General features: G+C 62.5%; 19 protein-coding genes and 1 tRNA gene. 10 read left to right on the top strand and 10 right to left on the bottom strand.

Features of this window, described 5'->3' with window-relative positions:
* Positions 1–632: 632 nt before the first annotated feature.
* Entirely contained in the window at positions 633–833 is a 201-nt protein-coding gene (locus J7I89_RS00555) for a hypothetical protein (RefSeq protein WP_214966457.1), read from the top strand.
* A gap of 67 nt (positions 834–900) precedes the next feature.
* On the opposite strand, the gene J7I89_RS00550 is transcribed toward J7I89_RS00555, so the two are convergent.
* The gene (locus J7I89_RS00550) at positions 901–1,194 is read right to left on the bottom strand and encodes a hypothetical protein (RefSeq protein WP_214966455.1); all 294 of its coding nucleotides are present in this window, start codon (positions 1,192–1,194) and stop codon (positions 901–903) included.
* A gap of 7 nt (positions 1,195–1,201) precedes the next feature.
* On the bottom strand, positions 1,202–1,906 hold the full coding sequence (locus J7I89_RS00545; protein ID WP_214966454.1) for an SOS response-associated peptidase: 705 nt from the start codon (positions 1,904–1,906) through the stop codon (positions 1,202–1,204).
* Positions 1,907–2,515: 609 nt separating this feature from the next.
* On the opposite strand from J7I89_RS00545, the gene J7I89_RS00540 reads away from it, so the two are divergent.
* The 3 genes from J7I89_RS00540 (at position 2,516) to J7I89_RS00530 (ending at position 4,610) form a co-directional block, all read left to right on the top strand.
* Positions 2,516–3,079, top strand: coding sequence for a dihydrofolate reductase family protein (locus J7I89_RS00540; RefSeq protein WP_214966453.1), 564 nt, complete (start codon positions 2,516–2,518; stop codon positions 3,077–3,079).
* Positions 3,080–3,258: 179 nt separating this feature from the next.
* Positions 3,259–3,852 carry a hypothetical protein gene (locus tag J7I89_RS00535; protein ID WP_214966452.1) on the top strand — a complete coding sequence of 198 codons (594 nt, stop codon included), beginning with the start codon at positions 3,259–3,261 and terminating at the stop codon, positions 3,850–3,852.
* Positions 3,853–4,124: 272 nt separating this feature from the next.
* Positions 4,125–4,610 (top strand): hypothetical protein, encoded by a 486-nt coding sequence (locus J7I89_RS00530; protein ID WP_214966451.1) that lies wholly within the window; start codon positions 4,125–4,127, stop codon positions 4,608–4,610.
* Positions 4,611–5,350: 740 nt separating this feature from the next.
* Here J7I89_RS00530 and J7I89_RS00525 read toward each other — a convergent pair.
* The 6 genes from J7I89_RS00525 to J7I89_RS00500 form a co-directional block, all read right to left on the bottom strand.
* Positions 5,351–5,677, bottom strand: a complete 327-nt coding sequence (locus tag J7I89_RS00525; RefSeq protein ID WP_214966450.1) for a carboxymuconolactone decarboxylase family protein — start codon at positions 5,675–5,677, stop codon at positions 5,351–5,353.
* Positions 5,674–6,453 carry an SDR family NAD(P)-dependent oxidoreductase gene (locus J7I89_RS00520; RefSeq protein ID WP_214966449.1) on the bottom strand — a complete coding sequence of 260 codons (780 nt, stop codon included), beginning with the start codon at positions 6,451–6,453 and terminating at the stop codon, positions 5,674–5,676. Before J7I89_RS00520 ends, J7I89_RS00525 begins: the two co-directional genes overlap by 4 nt.
* A 31-nt stretch (positions 6,454–6,484) precedes the next feature.
* Positions 6,485–7,693 carry an MFS transporter gene (locus J7I89_RS00515; protein WP_214966448.1) on the bottom strand — a complete coding sequence of 403 codons (1,209 nt, stop codon included), beginning with the start codon at positions 7,691–7,693 and terminating at the stop codon, positions 6,485–6,487.
* A 79-nt stretch (positions 7,694–7,772) separates the two neighbouring features.
* Complete coding sequence (locus tag J7I89_RS00510) at positions 7,773–7,886, bottom strand: SDR family oxidoreductase (RefSeq protein WP_251044721.1); 114 nt, start codon at positions 7,884–7,886, stop codon at positions 7,773–7,775.
* Between the two features lie 41 nt (positions 7,887–7,927).
* A complete protein-coding gene (locus J7I89_RS00505) occupies positions 7,928–8,800 on the bottom strand; it encodes an aldo/keto reductase (RefSeq protein WP_214966447.1) in 873 nt (290 codons plus the stop codon).
* Positions 8,801–8,906: 106 nt separating this feature from the next.
* Positions 8,907–9,377 carry a nuclear transport factor 2 family protein gene (locus J7I89_RS00500; RefSeq protein ID WP_214966446.1) on the bottom strand — a complete coding sequence of 157 codons (471 nt, stop codon included), beginning with the start codon at positions 9,375–9,377 and terminating at the stop codon, positions 8,907–8,909.
* A 267-nt stretch (positions 9,378–9,644) separates the two neighbouring features.
* Here J7I89_RS00500 and J7I89_RS00495 point away from each other — a divergent pair, with 267 nt between their 5' ends.
* The 3 genes from J7I89_RS00495 (at position 9,645) to J7I89_RS00485 (ending at position 11,769) form a co-directional block, all read left to right on the top strand.
* Positions 9,645–10,340: a TetR/AcrR family transcriptional regulator gene (locus tag J7I89_RS00495; RefSeq protein WP_214966445.1), complete on the top strand. Its 696-nt coding sequence runs from the start codon at positions 9,645–9,647 to the stop codon at positions 10,338–10,340.
* Between the two features lie 245 nt (positions 10,341–10,585).
* Positions 10,586–11,158: a recombinase family protein gene (locus J7I89_RS00490; RefSeq protein ID WP_251044720.1), complete on the top strand. Its 573-nt coding sequence runs from the start codon at positions 10,586–10,588 to the stop codon at positions 11,156–11,158.
* A 398-nt stretch (positions 11,159–11,556) separates the two neighbouring features.
* Positions 11,557–11,769, top strand: coding sequence for a hypothetical protein (locus J7I89_RS00485; RefSeq protein ID WP_214966443.1), 213 nt, complete (start codon positions 11,557–11,559; stop codon positions 11,767–11,769).
* 117 nt (positions 11,770–11,886) lie between these two features.
* Here J7I89_RS00485 and J7I89_RS00480 read toward each other — a convergent pair whose 3' ends face one another.
* Positions 11,887–12,402 carry a GNAT family N-acetyltransferase gene (locus tag J7I89_RS00480; RefSeq protein WP_214966441.1) on the bottom strand — a complete coding sequence of 172 codons (516 nt, stop codon included), beginning with the start codon at positions 12,400–12,402 and terminating at the stop codon, positions 11,887–11,889.
* Between the two features lie 194 nt (positions 12,403–12,596).
* On the opposite strand from J7I89_RS00480, the gene J7I89_RS00475 reads away from it, so the two are divergent.
* Complete coding sequence (locus J7I89_RS00475; RefSeq protein ID WP_214966440.1) at positions 12,597–13,220, top strand: hypothetical protein; 624 nt, start codon at positions 12,597–12,599, stop codon at positions 13,218–13,220.
* A gap of 577 nt (positions 13,221–13,797) precedes the next feature.
* Here the strand turns inward: J7I89_RS00475 and J7I89_RS00470 are convergent.
* Positions 13,798–13,887: transfer RNA gene (locus J7I89_RS00470), tRNA-Ser, on the bottom strand.
* A gap of 126 nt (positions 13,888–14,013) precedes the next feature.
* Here J7I89_RS00470 and J7I89_RS00465 point away from each other — a divergent pair.
* Together J7I89_RS00465 and J7I89_RS00460 are read left to right on the top strand one after the other, a co-directional pair.
* Positions 14,014–15,021: a zinc-binding alcohol dehydrogenase gene (locus J7I89_RS00465; protein WP_214966439.1), complete on the top strand. Its 1,008-nt coding sequence runs from the start codon at positions 14,014–14,016 to the stop codon at positions 15,019–15,021.
* Positions 15,022–15,024: 3 nt separating this feature from the next.
* Positions 15,025–15,423: a 6-carboxytetrahydropterin synthase gene (locus tag J7I89_RS00460; protein WP_214966438.1), complete on the top strand. Its 399-nt coding sequence runs from the start codon at positions 15,025–15,027 to the stop codon at positions 15,421–15,423.
* Position 15,424 lies beyond the last annotated feature (1 nt).

Here is a 15,424-nt window from a genome sequence, read left to right as displayed (position 1 = left end):
CTCTGTGCCTGGGTCATGCCCGTGGTGTCAAAGCGCCGGGTGGCCCGGTAACTGTGCGTTTCTCCGACAGTGCCTGCCGTATTCCATGGGGATCCGCCGGTGGCGTAGTCACGGTGATTGGTCGCCTGGGCGGACAGTGTCGCGTCCGTGAGTGCGCTGCCGGCTGGTGTGAAGCCGGTGCAGTCGTTGAAGGATCCGCCCGTGCCCTACTCCAGGCTGAGGTAGATCCGGCTCTCCAAGCCCTTGGAGGCCGCGAGGTTCTCTGTGTACGGCCGCACCTGGCCGGCGACATCCGACTGGGAGGTCATAACAACATTGGTGCGCCGAGGGGTTAGCTGGCCCGTGCAGCTGTGGCTCTGGACACCTGTTGCCGTTGTACTGCGGAACTTCCACTCGATGTTCACAACCGACCGCAGTAGTGTCGAATCCGGAAAGCCCGTCGGCCCCCATCGGCGGGCTTTCTTCGCGCCACTGCATGCACCCGGTGGGCGGGGGGCCGTGCGCTAAGCCGGCCCCCGCACGGACTGGTGTGCAACGGCCTGGCTGGTATCCGGGTGCACGGCAGCTGCAATACGCTCATTCCAAGTAGGGGCCCAGGGGGTTGTGTCGGTTCGGCCTGACATACTTGGCTCATGGCTATCGGACTAAAAATGGACCTGGAATTTTCTCACCCTGAGGACCCGAACGAGGTCGCCACATTTGGCGACCTGAAGCGCTTCGTCAAGAGGGCAGAGGAAGGCGGAGTATCCGACGACCACCCTCTTCTGCTCGAAACCAACGGCAAAGGTGGGGACGTTAGCGGGTTCTCGGTCTTCCTGCCCGTCGACTTTTAGAGTGGCCACGCAAGGGTAGACGGGGGCGGCGGACTCTGTAGGCGAAGCTGCACTGGCTTCATGAGCTTCACATACCCTCGGCGATCATGCTGTAAAGGGCAAGCAACAAGCCGGCGCCGCATATTGCCAGAGCAATAGCTCCTGGCAGCCTGCCACTCTTATCGACTAGGGACCTGACGCCCAGGAAGGCGCTGAGCAAGGTCGACAGCGCGACAAAGATCATCACGAATCCCGCACCGTATCCTGACGTGGGGTCCCTGAAGGCCCAAATCATCCACGCGACAACGCCGGCATTGAAAATTACGAGAATCAGCGCAAACAGCCCTGTGGTCATTTTGGGGCGGCGCTTCGCTGGCTTCACGCGGAGCTCACTCAGCAGGCTCGATGAGCTCGGGCCCGTTGTTCCGGACACTGTTGACCCGGGTGCTGACAATCCTTGGAGTCAGGGTCGGCTCCGGCAGGGAGTCCAGCAGCTGCTGCACGTCAGCCTTGTCCGTGAGATCCGGATCCAGCCATTCGGCGAACCGGTCACGCGGGATGATCACTGGCGACCTGTCGTGGACATGTCCCAGGGCATCCTGCGTCGTGGTGGTCAGCACCGTGCAACTGAGCAGCCAGCGGCCAGGGTCGTCCTCGGGAAGAGACGGATCAGCCCACCACTCGTACAGGCCGGCAAAGCCGAGCAGCGGTTCGTTCTCAGAGTAGAGGTAGTTCGAGATCTTCTTGCCGTCCTCGGTCTTCTGCCACTCAAAGTAGCCGTCGGCAGGAACGATAGCCCTGCGTTTGACTGCTGCTTTGCGGAACGATGGCTTTTCCAGGATCGACTCGCTGCGGGCGTTGATCAGCTTGTTGCCGATCTTGATGTCCTTCGCCCAGGACGGCACCAGTCCCCAGCGGGCCACGAGGAGGTGCCGTTCGATGTTTCCCTCGTCCAATCGTTCAGCCACGATGGGCACGTCTTGGGTAGGCGCCACATTCCAGCTGGGTGGGGGAGGGGTGCCCTCCACTTCTTTGGCATCAAAGTAGCTCAGCAGGTCACCGGTGGCCTTGGACATCACATATCTGCCGCACATGAGGATATTCTGCCTGACGCGGCCCCGGCTAGTAGTTGTCGGTGCGAATGACGATGTTCGCCTCTCCTATCTACTTGCCCGGGCGCTCTCCGAAGATTCTTCCTCTTCCTACCGCTGCCGGACCTGAAAATTACGCACCCTTCAAGGTCAATGTGCGACGCGCATTCGCGGGGGAGGCGTTTGAATTCAGCCCACCAGTTGATGCGCTCGTACCAGCGCGTCGGCTCAGCCGCGATCGTCCAGGTTCTCCCGTGGTACTCAAGCAGCGGCACTCCCGCTGTCGTCGTCTCCACCAGAACCGTTTCCACTCATCAGTTTTAGTGTCATCTTTCGTCGCAGAACGAAATAACGTAACAGAAGACATAACGCAACGAAAGACGGAACCCGGGCCTCGTCCTGTCAGTTTCCGAAGTGTCATTTTCCGAAGTCGTCTGCACGAAATGTCCAAAGTCGTCTGCGCGGCCGACTACATGTCCGCATGGGGATCCTTTCCGTACGGAGCATCTGCTTGGCGTGGTGGTCAACTGGCCCTCGGTGTGGCCTGACCGATGACTTTTCCGCGCCGTGCTGGTCTGTACAACGAATACCGACTCACGGGAGACTGGCGCCATGCGCAAACTGACCTTCGGCATGAACCTGAGCCTGGACGGCTACATCGCCGCGCCCGGCGACGACCTCGGCTGGAGCGTACCGAGCGACGAGCTGTTCCAATGGTGGTCCGACCGGGTGGGGGCGACGGGCCTGGCGCTGTACGGGCGCAAACTGTGGGAGACGATGAGCTCCCACTGGCCGACCGCCGACCAGCAGCCTGGCGCCACACCGGCGCAGATCGAGTTCGCCCGCCGCTGGCGGGACATGCCGAAGGTGGTGTTCTCCTCGACGACCAGCACGGTCGACTGGAATACCCGCCTGGTCACCGGCGACGCGGTCACCGAGATCACCCGGCTCAAGGCCGACGACGGCGGCCCCATGGACATCGGCGGTGCCACACTCGCCGCGGCGGCCATGCGGGCCGGGCTGATCGACGAGTACGCGATCGTCACCCATCCGGTCCTGGTGGGCGGCGGCACGCCGTTCTTCACAGCCCTGGACAACTGGGTGAACCTGAGCCTGGTGGAGACCCGGACGTTTCCCGACGGTGTGGTCCTTACCAGGTACGAGACCAGGAGCTGAGTGCCCGACGTCGAATCAGCGCGGGCTTCGGGCCACCCAAGGATCTCGTGGCGCTGTGTTCCGGGGCGATCGTGACGTTCCTGCCGGATCCTGTTCTTCACCGCAGACGATCCGTCCGGATAGGGACCGGCTTGCGGGCATCCTCTAAAACTGCCTTTCGGCATGAAAGACTCCAGTTCATGGTGACCGCCGTGCATTACTTTGCGACTCTTGAAGATCAAATGATGCTGCTCGACTATCTAGGTGAGCCCGCAAAGGTGACCCTGCATCCATGGCCAGTCGTTAAGACGCCGCTAACGGCCTTGAGCCGGCAAGATGCCCTTGAGCAATCACGCGTGCTGGTAATCAATCACCAGCTCGGCTTACCCATTCCAATACGTCCGGGTGATGCAGCCATGCAAGGTGGCTCTGTCACCAGCGTATTCAATCGATTGAACTGGGAACGGTTAGCTCCTGCTGCGGAAGAAGCATTGGTAGATTCCGATGCTTCGCCCACCATGTTGTGGTCTCCTGCTCCTCAAATTGCAGAGGTGATCTTGCCCAGTTCGATTGGGTCGCAAGCAGATTCGATGGCGGGTATTTCCAAAGACTATGAACGATGGGTCAATCGCAGCATGTCATGGATTCGGCGCAAAGGAACGCGGGTATGGGGACTGGAAGGGCGCCAGGCGCGGCCAGACCTGGACATCAACCTCAGCTTCATCAGCACCGTCTTCGCACTCCCAGGCGCGTTGCAGGCGCTGGAACTTGGTACACCCGGCCGAGAAGTCTGAAGCAGAGATGAACGAGCGGCCGGAAACGGGCGACCGCCGTGGTGGGCGGCATTGGATGGCACAGCCGGTAGAGAATCCCCAATCAGACATTGCTCTTAGCCAGAGCTGGGCCACGAAGTGGCCCGTTTTGTGCTCAGGGTGGGCGGGGCAGGTCCCGGCCGGCCGTGGGCGCGGGTTGTTCACGGCTGCGCCTGCTTTCTGCCCTGTTCACCACCGTCGGCGGTCCTCTAGCTTGAGGACAAGATCCGGGGACTGAAAGTTAAGCTTGTGTTGTGATGAGCAGGAAGGGCATGAGCAGGAGCCGAAAGATATGGCTCGCAGTGTTGGCAGGTGCGGTTGCCCTTGTCACAACCTTCTTCCTCTGGGCGTCGTGGAAAAGCGATCAGATCGTCACTGAGCTCAAGTCGATTGCCGACCGCATCCAACCAGAGCCAGCATGGGAAAGCTTGGATACCCAGCCTCCGATGGCTGCTGCACTGTGCATCCCTCTGGATGGACCTTGCTCCCAGTACTCATACAGGTGGGACACTCACCGGAAGTACGGGGAGGGTGACCTGGAGAAGTACATCCAACAGGTTTCTTTGAGCCCCCGGGAGTACAAGCCATGTGTACGGAACCCCCGCTTTAATGCAGGTGGGCTGGACTGCCGGGCCATTGGTGTCATTGACGGCTGGAACGTACGCATCACGATCACTGACTACGGCCAGGAGGACGACGCTCACATCGTGCAGATCGTGGTCAACAAGTACGGATACTGATCTAGGTCCTGTGTTCCGGTTCCTTCTTGTTGAACAAGCCTCGTCGCCTGGTGCCTTCGTAGAGCGCCCTTCGGGCACTACCCTGATGCTGTGCAGAAACTGCTCTTTGACCAGGTTGTTGAGTCCCACGGTTACGACCTATACGGTCACCTTCCATACCACTAGTGGCCTTCTCGACTTCGACGCGATCACTTGTAGATAGCACTGCTAGGACGGCGCGGGAGGAAGCCCGCGGCAAGGACCCCGGCAAGGGAGCCCCTGCCGCGATGTCCGCCACCGCCCGTTGAAGGATCCTTGAACGGGCACTTTCTCGGGCAGGTCTAACCCAACAAGTTGCGTGTTTAGTTGATGACAACGGTGACCTGTGACGGCCTCAATGACGGCTTCCGATACCGCCGGTGGGGATGGTCTCGTGGATGCGTGCCAGGTCCTCAGTGGTTCTACGCGCAGAAGACGAGGGTGCCGAGCAAGTCCTGAACCATCTGGCCCAGATTCTTGAAACCAATGACGACGCCGAATAACCTCCCTGATTATGTGGTCCTGGTCGCTCGGTATCAGCGGCAATCTAGGCCGCGCGGCCGCTGTCGATGTCCTCCCGGACGCGGCTCATGCGGTTGCGGTCGTAGAAGTCCGGACCTGAGGAACCGGCTTCCGTCATCGCCGGACGCGAGGAGAAGTCCCTTATCTTCGGGCCGGGAGAGAAGAGAAGGGACTTCGGAGCTCGTCCTCGGCCTTGGCCGTTAGTCGGTAAACACCTTCTTAGCTATTCCCATCGCACCCATCCCCTTGGGCCAGCCGGCGTAGAGGGTGACGTGGGTTAGGGCTTCGATGAGCTCTTCCTGGGTCACGCCGTTCTCAACGGCACGGCCGAGGTGGAACTCGAGCTGGGCGTAGTCGCCGCCGGCGGCGAGCACCGCGACGGTGATGAGGCTGCGGTCGCGGGCGGAGAGCTCGGGGCGGTTCCAGACGTCGTCGAAGAGCACGTCGTCGGTGAGGGCGGCGAGCTTCGGAGCGAAGTCGCCGAACAGGCGGCGTCCGCCGCCTATCTGCTTGGGCTGGTCAGTCATGAGGATCTTCTTTCATTGGTGGGGTTGGCGGTTGGTTCTACGGTGGTCGGGAGGGCGACGCCGGTGTGGTCGGCGAGTTGTGCGACGAGCTCGTCCTGAAAGCCTTGGTTCAGGGTGGCCGGGTGGGGGGCCTGCTGGTGCATGTGGTGCCAGTACCCGCCTGTGACTTTGGCTCCGGGGTTGTTGCTTCCGGCCAGCCACGCCTGGGTGAGGTGGCCTTCACGGAGGTCATCCGACGCCGCGGGCCCGCCCATGCGGGTGGGCACCCAGCCGGGGTCCACGGCATTGGTGTGGACGTCGGGCCAGGTGCGGGCGAGGAACATCGTGAACGCGGTGATGAACAGTTTCGAGTCGGAGTATGTCTTGGTGGCCCGGGTCCCTGACCAGTCCGCGCCGGTAAGGTCGGCCCGCCCGCCGCGGTGCATGCCGCTGCTGATGTACACCAGCCGCTCGGGGCGTTCGATCAGCGCGGTGAGCAGGTAGGGGGCGAGGACGTTCACCGGCAGGAGGGCGGCTCCGTCGACGACGCCGGCGTTGTGGATGATGGCGTCCATCCGGCCGATGCTGTTCACTTGCTCTGCGACGGCGCGAACGCCGTCGGTGTGGGCGAGATCTCCGACGACCACCCGTACCCTGCGCGCGGTCAGGTCGCTTAAGGCGTCGGCCCGGCGGGGGTTGCGTGCGTGGAGGACGAGCTCGTGCCCGTCATCCAGGCGGTCGAGGGCCGCGTTTCGACCGAGTCCTTCCGAGGAGCCGGTGATGAAGATGCGAGACATTCGAGGATCTCTTTCCTGGTGTTCGGTGGTGTCAGTTCTGGTCGATGAGAGCCCCGCGGCGGGTGAAGACCCAGACGAGGAACGCGACGACGACAATGCCCAGGGCGGTGCCGGTGATGGTGGTCCACCCGCCGGTGGCCCATAGCGGCCCGGCGAGGGCGGAGCCGATCGCGCCGCCAAGGAAGTTACTGACCACGAAAGCGGTGTTCAAGCGGCTCCGGTTCTGACCGGGCAGGGACAGCAGCCGGGTCTGGCCCAGCACAAGGGTGGCCTGCGCAGCGAGATCCAACACGATCACGACCACGACCAGGACGATCACGGACGACTGTGCCAGCCAGGCGCCGACGAGGGAGACGGCCAGGAGGCCGAGCGCGACTCCAGAGGCTGGGACTGACCAGCCGCGATCGTGGAACATGCCAGCGCGCCGTGCGGCGACTGCACCTGCGAGGCCAGCGAGGCCGAACACGCCAATCTGGCCAACGGTGAAGGAGAACGGCGGCGCCGACAACAGGTAGGTCAGCGAGGTCCAGAACAGGGAGAACACGGAGAACACGGCGGCGCTGATGAGGATTGTGGGCGCGGCGGCGCGGTGCTGGGCAACGGTGGTGAGCACGGACCTGAGCAGACGGAAGTAGTTCGTGGCCGGGCGCTTTTCCAGCCGCGGGATTAGAAACGACAGCACGAAAGCGAGAGCGACGGTGAGGATGGCGGCGAGGACGTAGATGGCGCGCCAGCCGACGTACTCTGCTACAGCTCCGCTGATGGTGCGGGACAGAAGCACGCCAATGAGGGCTCCGGAAGCGATCGTCCCGAGCACGCGCCCGCGCTGTTCGGGAGCTGCCAGCTCACTGGCCAGCGGGGTCAGCAACTGCGCCGAAACGGTGGTCAGGCCCACCCCGCCGAGCGCGGCGAGCAGTAGCGAGAAAGTGGGGGCCACGGCCGCGCCGATGAGGGCGAACGCTGACAGTCCGAGAATAAGGGGGATCATCCTCTTGCGGTTGAGAACATCGCCAAGGGGGACAATCAAGAAGATCCCGAGCGCGTAACCGATCTGGGTGACGGTTACCAGCGACGCGGCGACAGCGGAAGACACCTCAAGCGAGCCTGCGATCTCCTCGATAAGGGGCTGCGCCCAGTAAAGGTTTCCAACGGCGAGGCCGCCGGCGATCGCGAAGATGATGGTCCGAAGGCGCGTCATGCCACTGGTGCGGGTCGTGCCACTGGTGGTGGAGGTTGTCATGATTTCCTTTCCTGATGATTGCGTGACACTGACGGCGGTTGAGTCAGGGGTATTCAGCCGAGCCAGCCGCCATAGCGGCTTAGGCGCCGCCGGTGACAAAGCTGGCTTCGTCGCTGGCCAGGAACAGCACCACATTCGCCACTTCGTCCGAGGTCCCCCAGCGGCGCATTGGAATCGGGACTGGCGCCGCCAACTCTTCCTCACTCAGGGGCCGGCCGCGGTGTGAGGTAATACTCAGGCCTCGTCGATGACGATGCCGAAGGACTCGACGTCGAGGTTGTCGATGTCGAGGGTGTCGCCGGTGTCCAAGGCATCGATCCGTGCCAGCTCATCGTTCGTCAGCTCGAAGTCGAACACGTCGAAGTTCGCGGCGATGCGTTCGGCGTTGATGGACTTCGGGATAGCGGAGCGGCCCTGCTGGATGTGCCAGCGCAGGATGACCTGCGCATTGGTCTTGCCGTAGCCCTCGCCGATGGCGCGGATCGTGGTGTCTTTCAGCGGGTTGGTGGGCTCACCGTTGTAGCTGCGGATACCACCGATCGGGGACCACGCCTGGGTAAGGATGCCGTGTTCGGTGTTTTTCGCCTGCAGCTCGGCACGGATGTTGTACGGATGCAGTTCGATCTGGTTGACCGCCGGCACGACGTCGGTCTCCGCCAACAGTGCGTCGAGGCGGGCCGGCACGAGGTTGCTCACGCCGATGGCACGAACAGCCCCGTCGGCCAGGAGCTTCTCCAGCGCCTTGTAGGCCTGGATCGTCCGCTCGAACTTCGCGGTCAACGGCTGGTGCAAGAGCAGCAAATCCAGCTGCTCGACGCCGAGCTTCTTAGCACTCTTCTCGAACGCGTGCAGCGTCTCTTCGTACCCGTAGTCCGTGACCCACACCTTGGTTTCGATGAACACCTCTTCCCGCCGCACCCCAGAGCGGTGCAGGCCCTCACCAACCTCCCGCTCGTTCAAGTAGGCGGCCGTGGTGTCAATGTGTCGGTACCCGAGCTCCAGCGCCGTCTGCACCGCGGTGACCGTCTCCTCCGGAGCTGTCTGGAACACGCCCAGGCCGATCCCGGGCATGGTGACGCCATTGTTGAACTTGACTGTCGAGGACATCTTTTCTCTTTCCATCTATCGGTTCAATGTTGAAGTTGGAGCGCACTCCCACGACAGGGTGTCCAGTCGCATCAGAAGCACGACCGCAGGATGGCTGGCGCCGTGCTCAGGAGGCCTCCGCCGCGACACCCGTTGCGGGCTTGTGGTGGGCTCGCATGTCGCCGACGCCGTCGGCATCGACAACCCGCTCGTGAAAACGCCACGATCCCTCTTCGAATACGAACGTGTCGAGGTAACGCCCCTGGAAAATCAGCTGCAGCGGGAAGTCCTCGGTTACCTGGATCGAGTCGACGTACGAGACGCTTTGAGCGGTTGCACCGTCCTCCGCGATGTCGATGATCATGTTGCTCACCACATGCCGGGTGCCGAGCCGGTCACCGTAGACACGGATGACCTGGAGGGCAGCGAGATGCTCCGCGGCGCCGTGGCAGATCACATCGGGCGATAGCTGCCAGCGTGCGTTCTCGAACAATGCGGCAGCGCCGGCCAAGTCAGCGCCATCCAGACGATGGCAGTAGGTGTAGATCAAGCGTGCGATCGCCGATTCGGCGTCGCGACGCTGCTCAGATGTCAGCATGTTTTCCTTCACTTCTAATCGGCAGTACGACTGACCCCGGTTCGCGCTGGGCGCCGGAGCGTTGACTGCTACAAATCTGGAATACCCGAGTCAAGACGGAGACCTGGGAGCCCTTCTGGAGGCGCCGGTTTTAGTGCCGGACTTCGGGGTTTGGATGCGCGTTGTCTGAAGGCAGCAAAATGGTCTCAGGAAGTGGATACAGCGCATCCGTGTAAAGAAATTATCATAGAAGCGGATACGTCGCAACCGCTTTGGTAGAGTCTTCACATGAACGACGTCAAGCTCCGCAAGGATGCCGCCCGCAATCGCGCACGACTCTTGGAAGCAGGGCGCGAGCTCTTCGCCCAGCGGGGCCTGGATGCGACCCTGAACGATGTCGCCCACCATGCCGGCGTGGGTGTGGGCACCGCGTACCGACGATTCGCGAACAAGGAAGACCTCATCGACGCGATTCGGTGTCAGCAGGACAGTGAACTCGAGGCAATCCTGAATGAATCCCTCGCCATGGACGACCCTTGGGACGCTCTCGTGCTCTATTTGGAGAAATCGCTCGCTCTGCATGTCAAAGACCGCGCGATGGCTCAGCTCCTCACCGGTCGGCGCGTGAGGCCGGAAATGCACGATCAGAGCCGCAACCGGCTCGCACCTCTTGTGAATCGCGTCGCCGAGCGTGCACGCGATGCCGGAGTTATACGCGGAGACGCTACCGGCACCGATTTAGTCTTCCTCCAGATAGCCTGCATCTCCATCAGCAACGTCGTGCAGGACGGATCCGAAATCGAAGAACGTAGCGATTCCCGCGACCTGTACCGCCGCTATTTATGGGTCATGCTCGATGGCCTGGCCCCTCAACGCGGTGACACTGCTCAACTCCCCGTACAGGCACTTACGACGGTGCAGCTCCACTCACTCCTCACCGGCCCCATCAACGCGGACAACTCACACGCGGCGCGAAGCTCCTGACCCCGCCAACGCCTGACATCCATACGAAATGAGGAAGCGCAGCGGCTCGGCAGACCTGGGGTATCAGCCCACGGATGACAAACGCGAAAGATGAAAACCTACCCGTTAGACGGTCGTCCACCGGACGTCCCGGCGCAGCCCATGGGCCTTCTTTACATCCGCGTGTTTCCGCCCTTGCCAGATTCCCGTATACCCTGCCCGATTTAATGCCCGGTGAAGGTGCCTTATACGCTACAGTCCGAAGCATGCTCATCGGCTACGCCCGCTGCTCGACCAGCAACCAAGACCTCACCGCCCAGCATCATGCCCTCCACGCCCTCGGCGTCGACGCCGAGATGGTCCACGTCGACCACGGATTCACCGGCACCAAACGCGACCGACCCGGGTTGGAAAAGGCCCTCGCCGCGTGCCGCAGCGGCGACACCTTCGTGGTGACCAAACTTGACCGGCTCGCACGGTCCCTGCCGGATGCAAGGGATATCGCCGACGAACTCACACGCAAGGGCGTAATCCTCAACATCGGCGGTAGCATCTACAATCCCCATGACCCGGTTGGAAAGCTGCTCTTCAACGTCCTGGGCATGGTCGCCGAATTCGAATCCGACCTTATCCGTGCCCGGACCCGCGAAGGCATGGCAGTGGCGAAGTCCAAAGGCAAGCTTCGAGGTCGACAGCCCAAACTCACTAAAAAGCAGGAAGCACACCTCGTGAGCCTCCACCAGGACCGCACACACACCACAACGGAGATTGCCGAACTCTTCGGCGTCGCCCGCTCCACCGTCTACCGGGCCATCCAGCGCGCCGCGCCGGCCACGTGACCTTCTCCCACCAGCGAGCCGGCGCATCGTGAAATCGCTTCGGCCCGGCATTGTCACTACATTCCGCGCCGCTACTAGCGAGCCGCGGTACCCTGACGTTTCGTGCAGGCGGCTACTGACCAAAGTGACGCTTTGTGCAGGGGACTTCGGACACCCAGATGTCCATACCCGATTGCACAACTCCCGCACTTTCGGGGCAGTTTGTGCAGACGACTTCGGAAAATGACAGTCAGTTTTCGAAGTCCTCTGCACAGAACGTCCAAAGTCCTCCGCACGTGCTCACGAGCGAGCCCCAAGGTCCGATTGGGAACCTTGAGAGGTAGTTACGGGGAAGTGCGTCGGGGGCTGACCCTTGCGGACTCGAACCCTTCGTGGGACGGTCTTCGGCATGTCCTTTGATGTCTATTTTCAGCGGTTCGTCAGCGGTGAACCGATCCCGGGTGGCGGCGATCGCAATGCGAGAGGCCCTCCAGCCGTTCATCGTTCGTCAGGATCCTCATCACCGATTCGCATTGATTGAGTATGGCAACGGGTCGGCCGATGTGTACCTCGACAGTGACGGAATGATGGCCAATCACATTTCCGGCGAGGACCTGTGGATCTCCTCGTGAAAATCGCACGCGAGGCCGGGTGTGTGATCATGCCCGTCGGCTGCCCGACTTATCTCACAGAGGAAGATCAGCTAGTCCACTTGCCGGACGGCCTCGAGACAGGTGCGGCCGTCGTGGCTACCGGGGCAGATCTTCTCCAGATGATCCGTTCCTGTTGACGATCTGTTGGGGGAACCCTTGCAGGGTAGCCACGAAGAGAATGAGCTCTGACCTCCCCTCATCAGCTGTCACTCCGTGAAACTCCGCGAATCGGGCGACAGGGCGAAAGCCCAGAGCCTCATGCATCCTTACGGACGCTGTGTTGTGTTCGTTAGCGAAGTAGTACGCGCTCGAAGCCTGCGACCAAATCCATTCCATCCTCGCGCGGGTTAGGGCAGAACCTACCCCTCGCCGTCGGAACTCCGGAGCGACGACGACACCCCCTAGATAATGGCCGGCGGGGGCGCTGCCATCGGGGTCCGGATGAAAATGCGTCTTGGCTGCGCCGACGACCTCGCCTGCGGTGACGGCCACCAACACGACTCGGTCGTCTCTTGGCCTGATCGTTTCTTTGGTCCAGCGTGCGCGGTCGCTGGCCTCAAAGACCGCATTCACCTGTCCCAGGTCGTCCATGGTCGTTTCACGAATTTGCATGAACACAGCGTATTGGCGAGCCGAGCCGCCTCGTTTACTCGTGCCCATTTGACGGTCTCAAGGAGGAACGCTGAGCGGGACAGCCACAGCCTGGGCCAAGGCTTTGCTTGCCTTGACAGGCCTCTATAGCGGGCGAATAGTTCGTCTAAAGGACTCAGGACTCAGGACTCAGGACTCAGGACGAGGCACGGCAGATGGAAGTCTTCAGAACCTTGATGCTGGCTTTCCTCAGTTGTGCCCTTTGCGTTACCGGGTGCACGGGCGCGGACGGACCAGCCCCAGGGCAAACGGCGCCAACGACCACTACAACCCCGACCAGTGAGACCATCCGGATCTACTCCGACCCCGTTTTCAAGGGCGCTCCGACCGGGGAGCTGAACGTCCTGGCGGACAAGGTAAATGAGTACGCGATGGCTCATCCAAAGGTTTTCTCCGGAACCTACTTCGCCTCGGATTACTCCAAGGTATACGTAGGGGTGGCCAAGTCAGATGATCCGGCCGCGTCGGCGTACGAAAAGCTGGCAGCGAAACTAGACCCTGGCCGCCAACGAGTTGTCACGGCGGACGCTCGCTGGTCCTGGTACGAACTTGATGCCCTCAAAGACCTCCTCGTGAAGAAGTATCTTACGCAGGGCAAGGGCGGCATCCAGTCGGTGGGACTCAATACAGCAATAGACTCGGTAGTCATCGCGGTACTGAGAAAACCTTTGGACCCGGCACTGACGGACAACCGGACAGTGATCGAAATCGCCCGTCGCTATGGGGACATGGTCGTGTTCCGTGAGTCGTTGGGCCCGATAACCGCCGCCGCCAGGTAATTCCTCGTTTTCAGCACCCAAAAGGGCAACTGGGCAGGACATCGGCCTCCGACCAATGTCACGAATCACGAACGGCCCGATCGCGAATTGCCGATCCCGTAGCTGACGGGGACGTGCGGCAGAGGAACCGTGTCCGTGAGCGGACAGTTTGTTCCCGGCAGGCACTGAGAGCGTAGACAGTAGTTACTTCACCGGATAGCTTCAGGTCATGCTTCCGTGGCCAGTGGTGACGCCGGCAGTTCCGCGCGCGTTGGCGGTAGCGGCGGTGAGTGCCGTGCTGGCGCTGGCTGCTGCAGGCTGCACTTCGGAGCCGGCTGCTCCGCCTACGTCGGAAAGTGCGTCACTGCCGGGAAATATCCCGGCCGATCTCTGGAATCAAGGAACTCCGGACCCCCTTCGGCCAGTGGGTCTGGCTGGGATCACGCCGACGGAGCCGCTGGTCGCCACATCCTATGACGAGGGCACCGACACTATCGGGGACTGGCGGCTAATAGACTGCGTTACTGCGGGAGCATATCTTCGCAAAGCAAAAGACCCCGGTTCCCTTTATTTACAAGGGAAACGGGGCCTTTCTCATTGGCGGTGACGGTGGGATTTGAACCCACGTTGGCTTTGACACCAAACAACATTTCGAGTGTTGCACCTTCGGCCGCTCGGACACGTCACCAACCTGTATAGGGTACCGGAGTAAGGCGCGCATCCCCAAAACGGCGCTCTCCGGGCGTCCGCGATACGGGCCACGCCCGTCCGGTTCTTCCCGCTTGCCCGGCCGGGCACTAGATTCATCAGCAAGATGACTAGTGCCCAGCAGCCTGCAGAAGCAACCGCATATTGGACCGTTGGCCCTGACCAGGGTGAGCTCCGCGCCGAGGGGCTGCCCGCTCCGGGCCCCGGGGAGGCGCTGGTCCGGACGCTGTATTCCGGAATCAGCAAAGGCACCGAACTCGTGGTGCACCACGCGTCCGTTCCGCCTTGCGTCGCCGAGCAGATGCGGGCGCCGCACCAGGAAGGATCCTTTCCTGGGCCGGTGAAGTTCGGATACCTTTCGGTGGGCGTCGTCGAGGAGGGGCCGGAGGACTGGGCAGGCCAGACGGTGTTCTGCCTCCATCCGCATCAGGACCGGTACGTCGTCCCGGTCACCTCCCTCACCCGGGTTCCCGACGGCGTTCCTCCCCGCCGCGCGGTGCTCACCGGCACTGTGGAAACAGCCGTCAACGGCCTGTGGGAGGCGGGGCCGAGGCTCGGCGACCGCATCGCGGTGATCGGCGCCGGACTGGTGGGCGGCATGGTGGCCACACTGCTGCGCACCTTCCCCCTGGCGAGGCTTCAGCTCGTGGACCTGGACCCCGCCCGCAAGAAACTGGCCGATGCCCTCGGCGTCGATTTCGCCCACCCCGACGACGCCCTTCCGGACTGCGACATCGTGTTCCACTGCTCCGCCTCGGAAGGTGGCCTGGAACGGAGCCTGAAGCTCGTCGGGGACGAAGGCGAGATCATCGAGATGTCCTGGTACGCGGACCGGAGGGTCAGCCTGCCGCTGGGTGAGGACTTCCACGCCCGCCGGCTGTCCATCCGCGCGAGCCAGGTGGGCGCCGTCGCCAGGGCGCGCCGGCACCGCCGCACCAACGCCGACCGCCTGGAAACCGCGGTGGCCCTGCTGAAGGACCCCGTCTTCGACGCCTTCCTCACGGGCACCTCCACGTTCAAGGAACTGCCCGACGCCGTCCAGCAGCTTTCGGCCGGCACCCTGGATGCGCTGTGCCACATCATCGAATACCCGACCACAGAAAGCACGAGGTAACCAGTGTTCAGCCTGACCGTCCGCCGCCACTTCATGATCGCCCACAGCCTTCCCCGGGAGGCGTTCGGCCCGGCGCAAGGCCTGCACGGGGCCACGTTCGTCGCCGAGGTGACCTTCCGCCGTCGGGGCCTCAATGACGACGCCATCGTCCTGGACATCGGCGCGGCCGGCGGCATCCTCGAGGAGGTGCTCGGCGGGCTCAACTACCGCAACCTGGACGAACACCCGGAGTTCGCCGGCAAACTCAGCACCACCGAGGCGCTGGCCCAGTACATCGCGGAGGCCGTGGCGGCGCGGCTCCGCGACGACGGCGACGGCCGCGAACTGGCCGGCCTGGACGTCACCCTGCGCGAAAACCCCGATGCCTGGGCGTCCTACGCCCTTGACCTGTCCCGCGGGTAAC

Source organism: Arthrobacter sp. ISL-5, from assembly GCF_018613835.1.
GTDB lineage: Bacteria > Actinomycetota > Actinomycetes > Actinomycetales > Micrococcaceae > Arthrobacter.
This window is presented reverse-complemented; position numbering and strand designations above follow the sequence as displayed.

Excerpts from the sequence above, each read along its gene's own strand:
- J7I89_RS00555 (WP_214966457.1), top strand. The coding sequence starts at position 633 with ATGGCTATCGGACTAAAAATGGACCTGGAATTTTCTCACCCTGAGGAC.
- J7I89_RS00545 (WP_214966454.1), bottom strand. The coding sequence starts at position 1,906 with ATGTGCGGCAGATATGTGATGTCCAAGGCCACCGGTGACCTGCTGAGC.
- J7I89_RS00540 (WP_214966453.1), top strand. The coding sequence starts at position 2,516 with ATGCGCAAACTGACCTTCGGCATGAACCTGAGCCTGGACGGCTACATC.
- J7I89_RS00535 (WP_214966452.1), top strand. The coding sequence starts at position 3,259 with ATGGTGACCGCCGTGCATTACTTTGCGACTCTTGAAGATCAAATGATG.
- J7I89_RS00525 (WP_214966450.1), bottom strand. The coding sequence starts at position 5,677 with ATGACTGACCAGCCCAAGCAGATAGGCGGCGGACGCCGCCTGTTCGGC.
- J7I89_RS00520 (WP_214966449.1), bottom strand. The coding sequence starts at position 6,453 with ATGTCTCGCATCTTCATCACCGGCTCCTCGGAAGGACTCGGTCGAAAC.
- J7I89_RS00515 (WP_214966448.1), bottom strand. The coding sequence starts at position 7,693 with ATGACAACCTCCACCACCAGTGGCACGACCCGCACCAGTGGCATGACG.
- J7I89_RS00505 (WP_214966447.1), bottom strand. The coding sequence starts at position 8,800 with ATGTCCTCGACAGTCAAGTTCAACAATGGCGTCACCATGCCCGGGATC.
- J7I89_RS00500 (WP_214966446.1), bottom strand. The coding sequence starts at position 9,377 with ATGCTGACATCTGAGCAGCGTCGCGACGCCGAATCGGCGATCGCACGC.
- J7I89_RS00495 (WP_214966445.1), top strand. The coding sequence starts at position 9,645 with ATGAACGACGTCAAGCTCCGCAAGGATGCCGCCCGCAATCGCGCACGA.
- J7I89_RS00490 (WP_251044720.1), top strand. The coding sequence starts at position 10,586 with ATGCTCATCGGCTACGCCCGCTGCTCGACCAGCAACCAAGACCTCACC.
- J7I89_RS00485 (WP_214966443.1), top strand. The coding sequence starts at position 11,557 with ATGTCTATTTTCAGCGGTTCGTCAGCGGTGAACCGATCCCGGGTGGCG.
- J7I89_RS00480 (WP_214966441.1), bottom strand. The coding sequence starts at position 12,402 with ATGCAAATTCGTGAAACGACCATGGACGACCTGGGACAGGTGAATGCG.
- J7I89_RS00475 (WP_214966440.1), top strand. The coding sequence starts at position 12,597 with ATGGAAGTCTTCAGAACCTTGATGCTGGCTTTCCTCAGTTGTGCCCTT.
- J7I89_RS00465 (WP_214966439.1), top strand. The coding sequence starts at position 14,014 with ATGACTAGTGCCCAGCAGCCTGCAGAAGCAACCGCATATTGGACCGTT.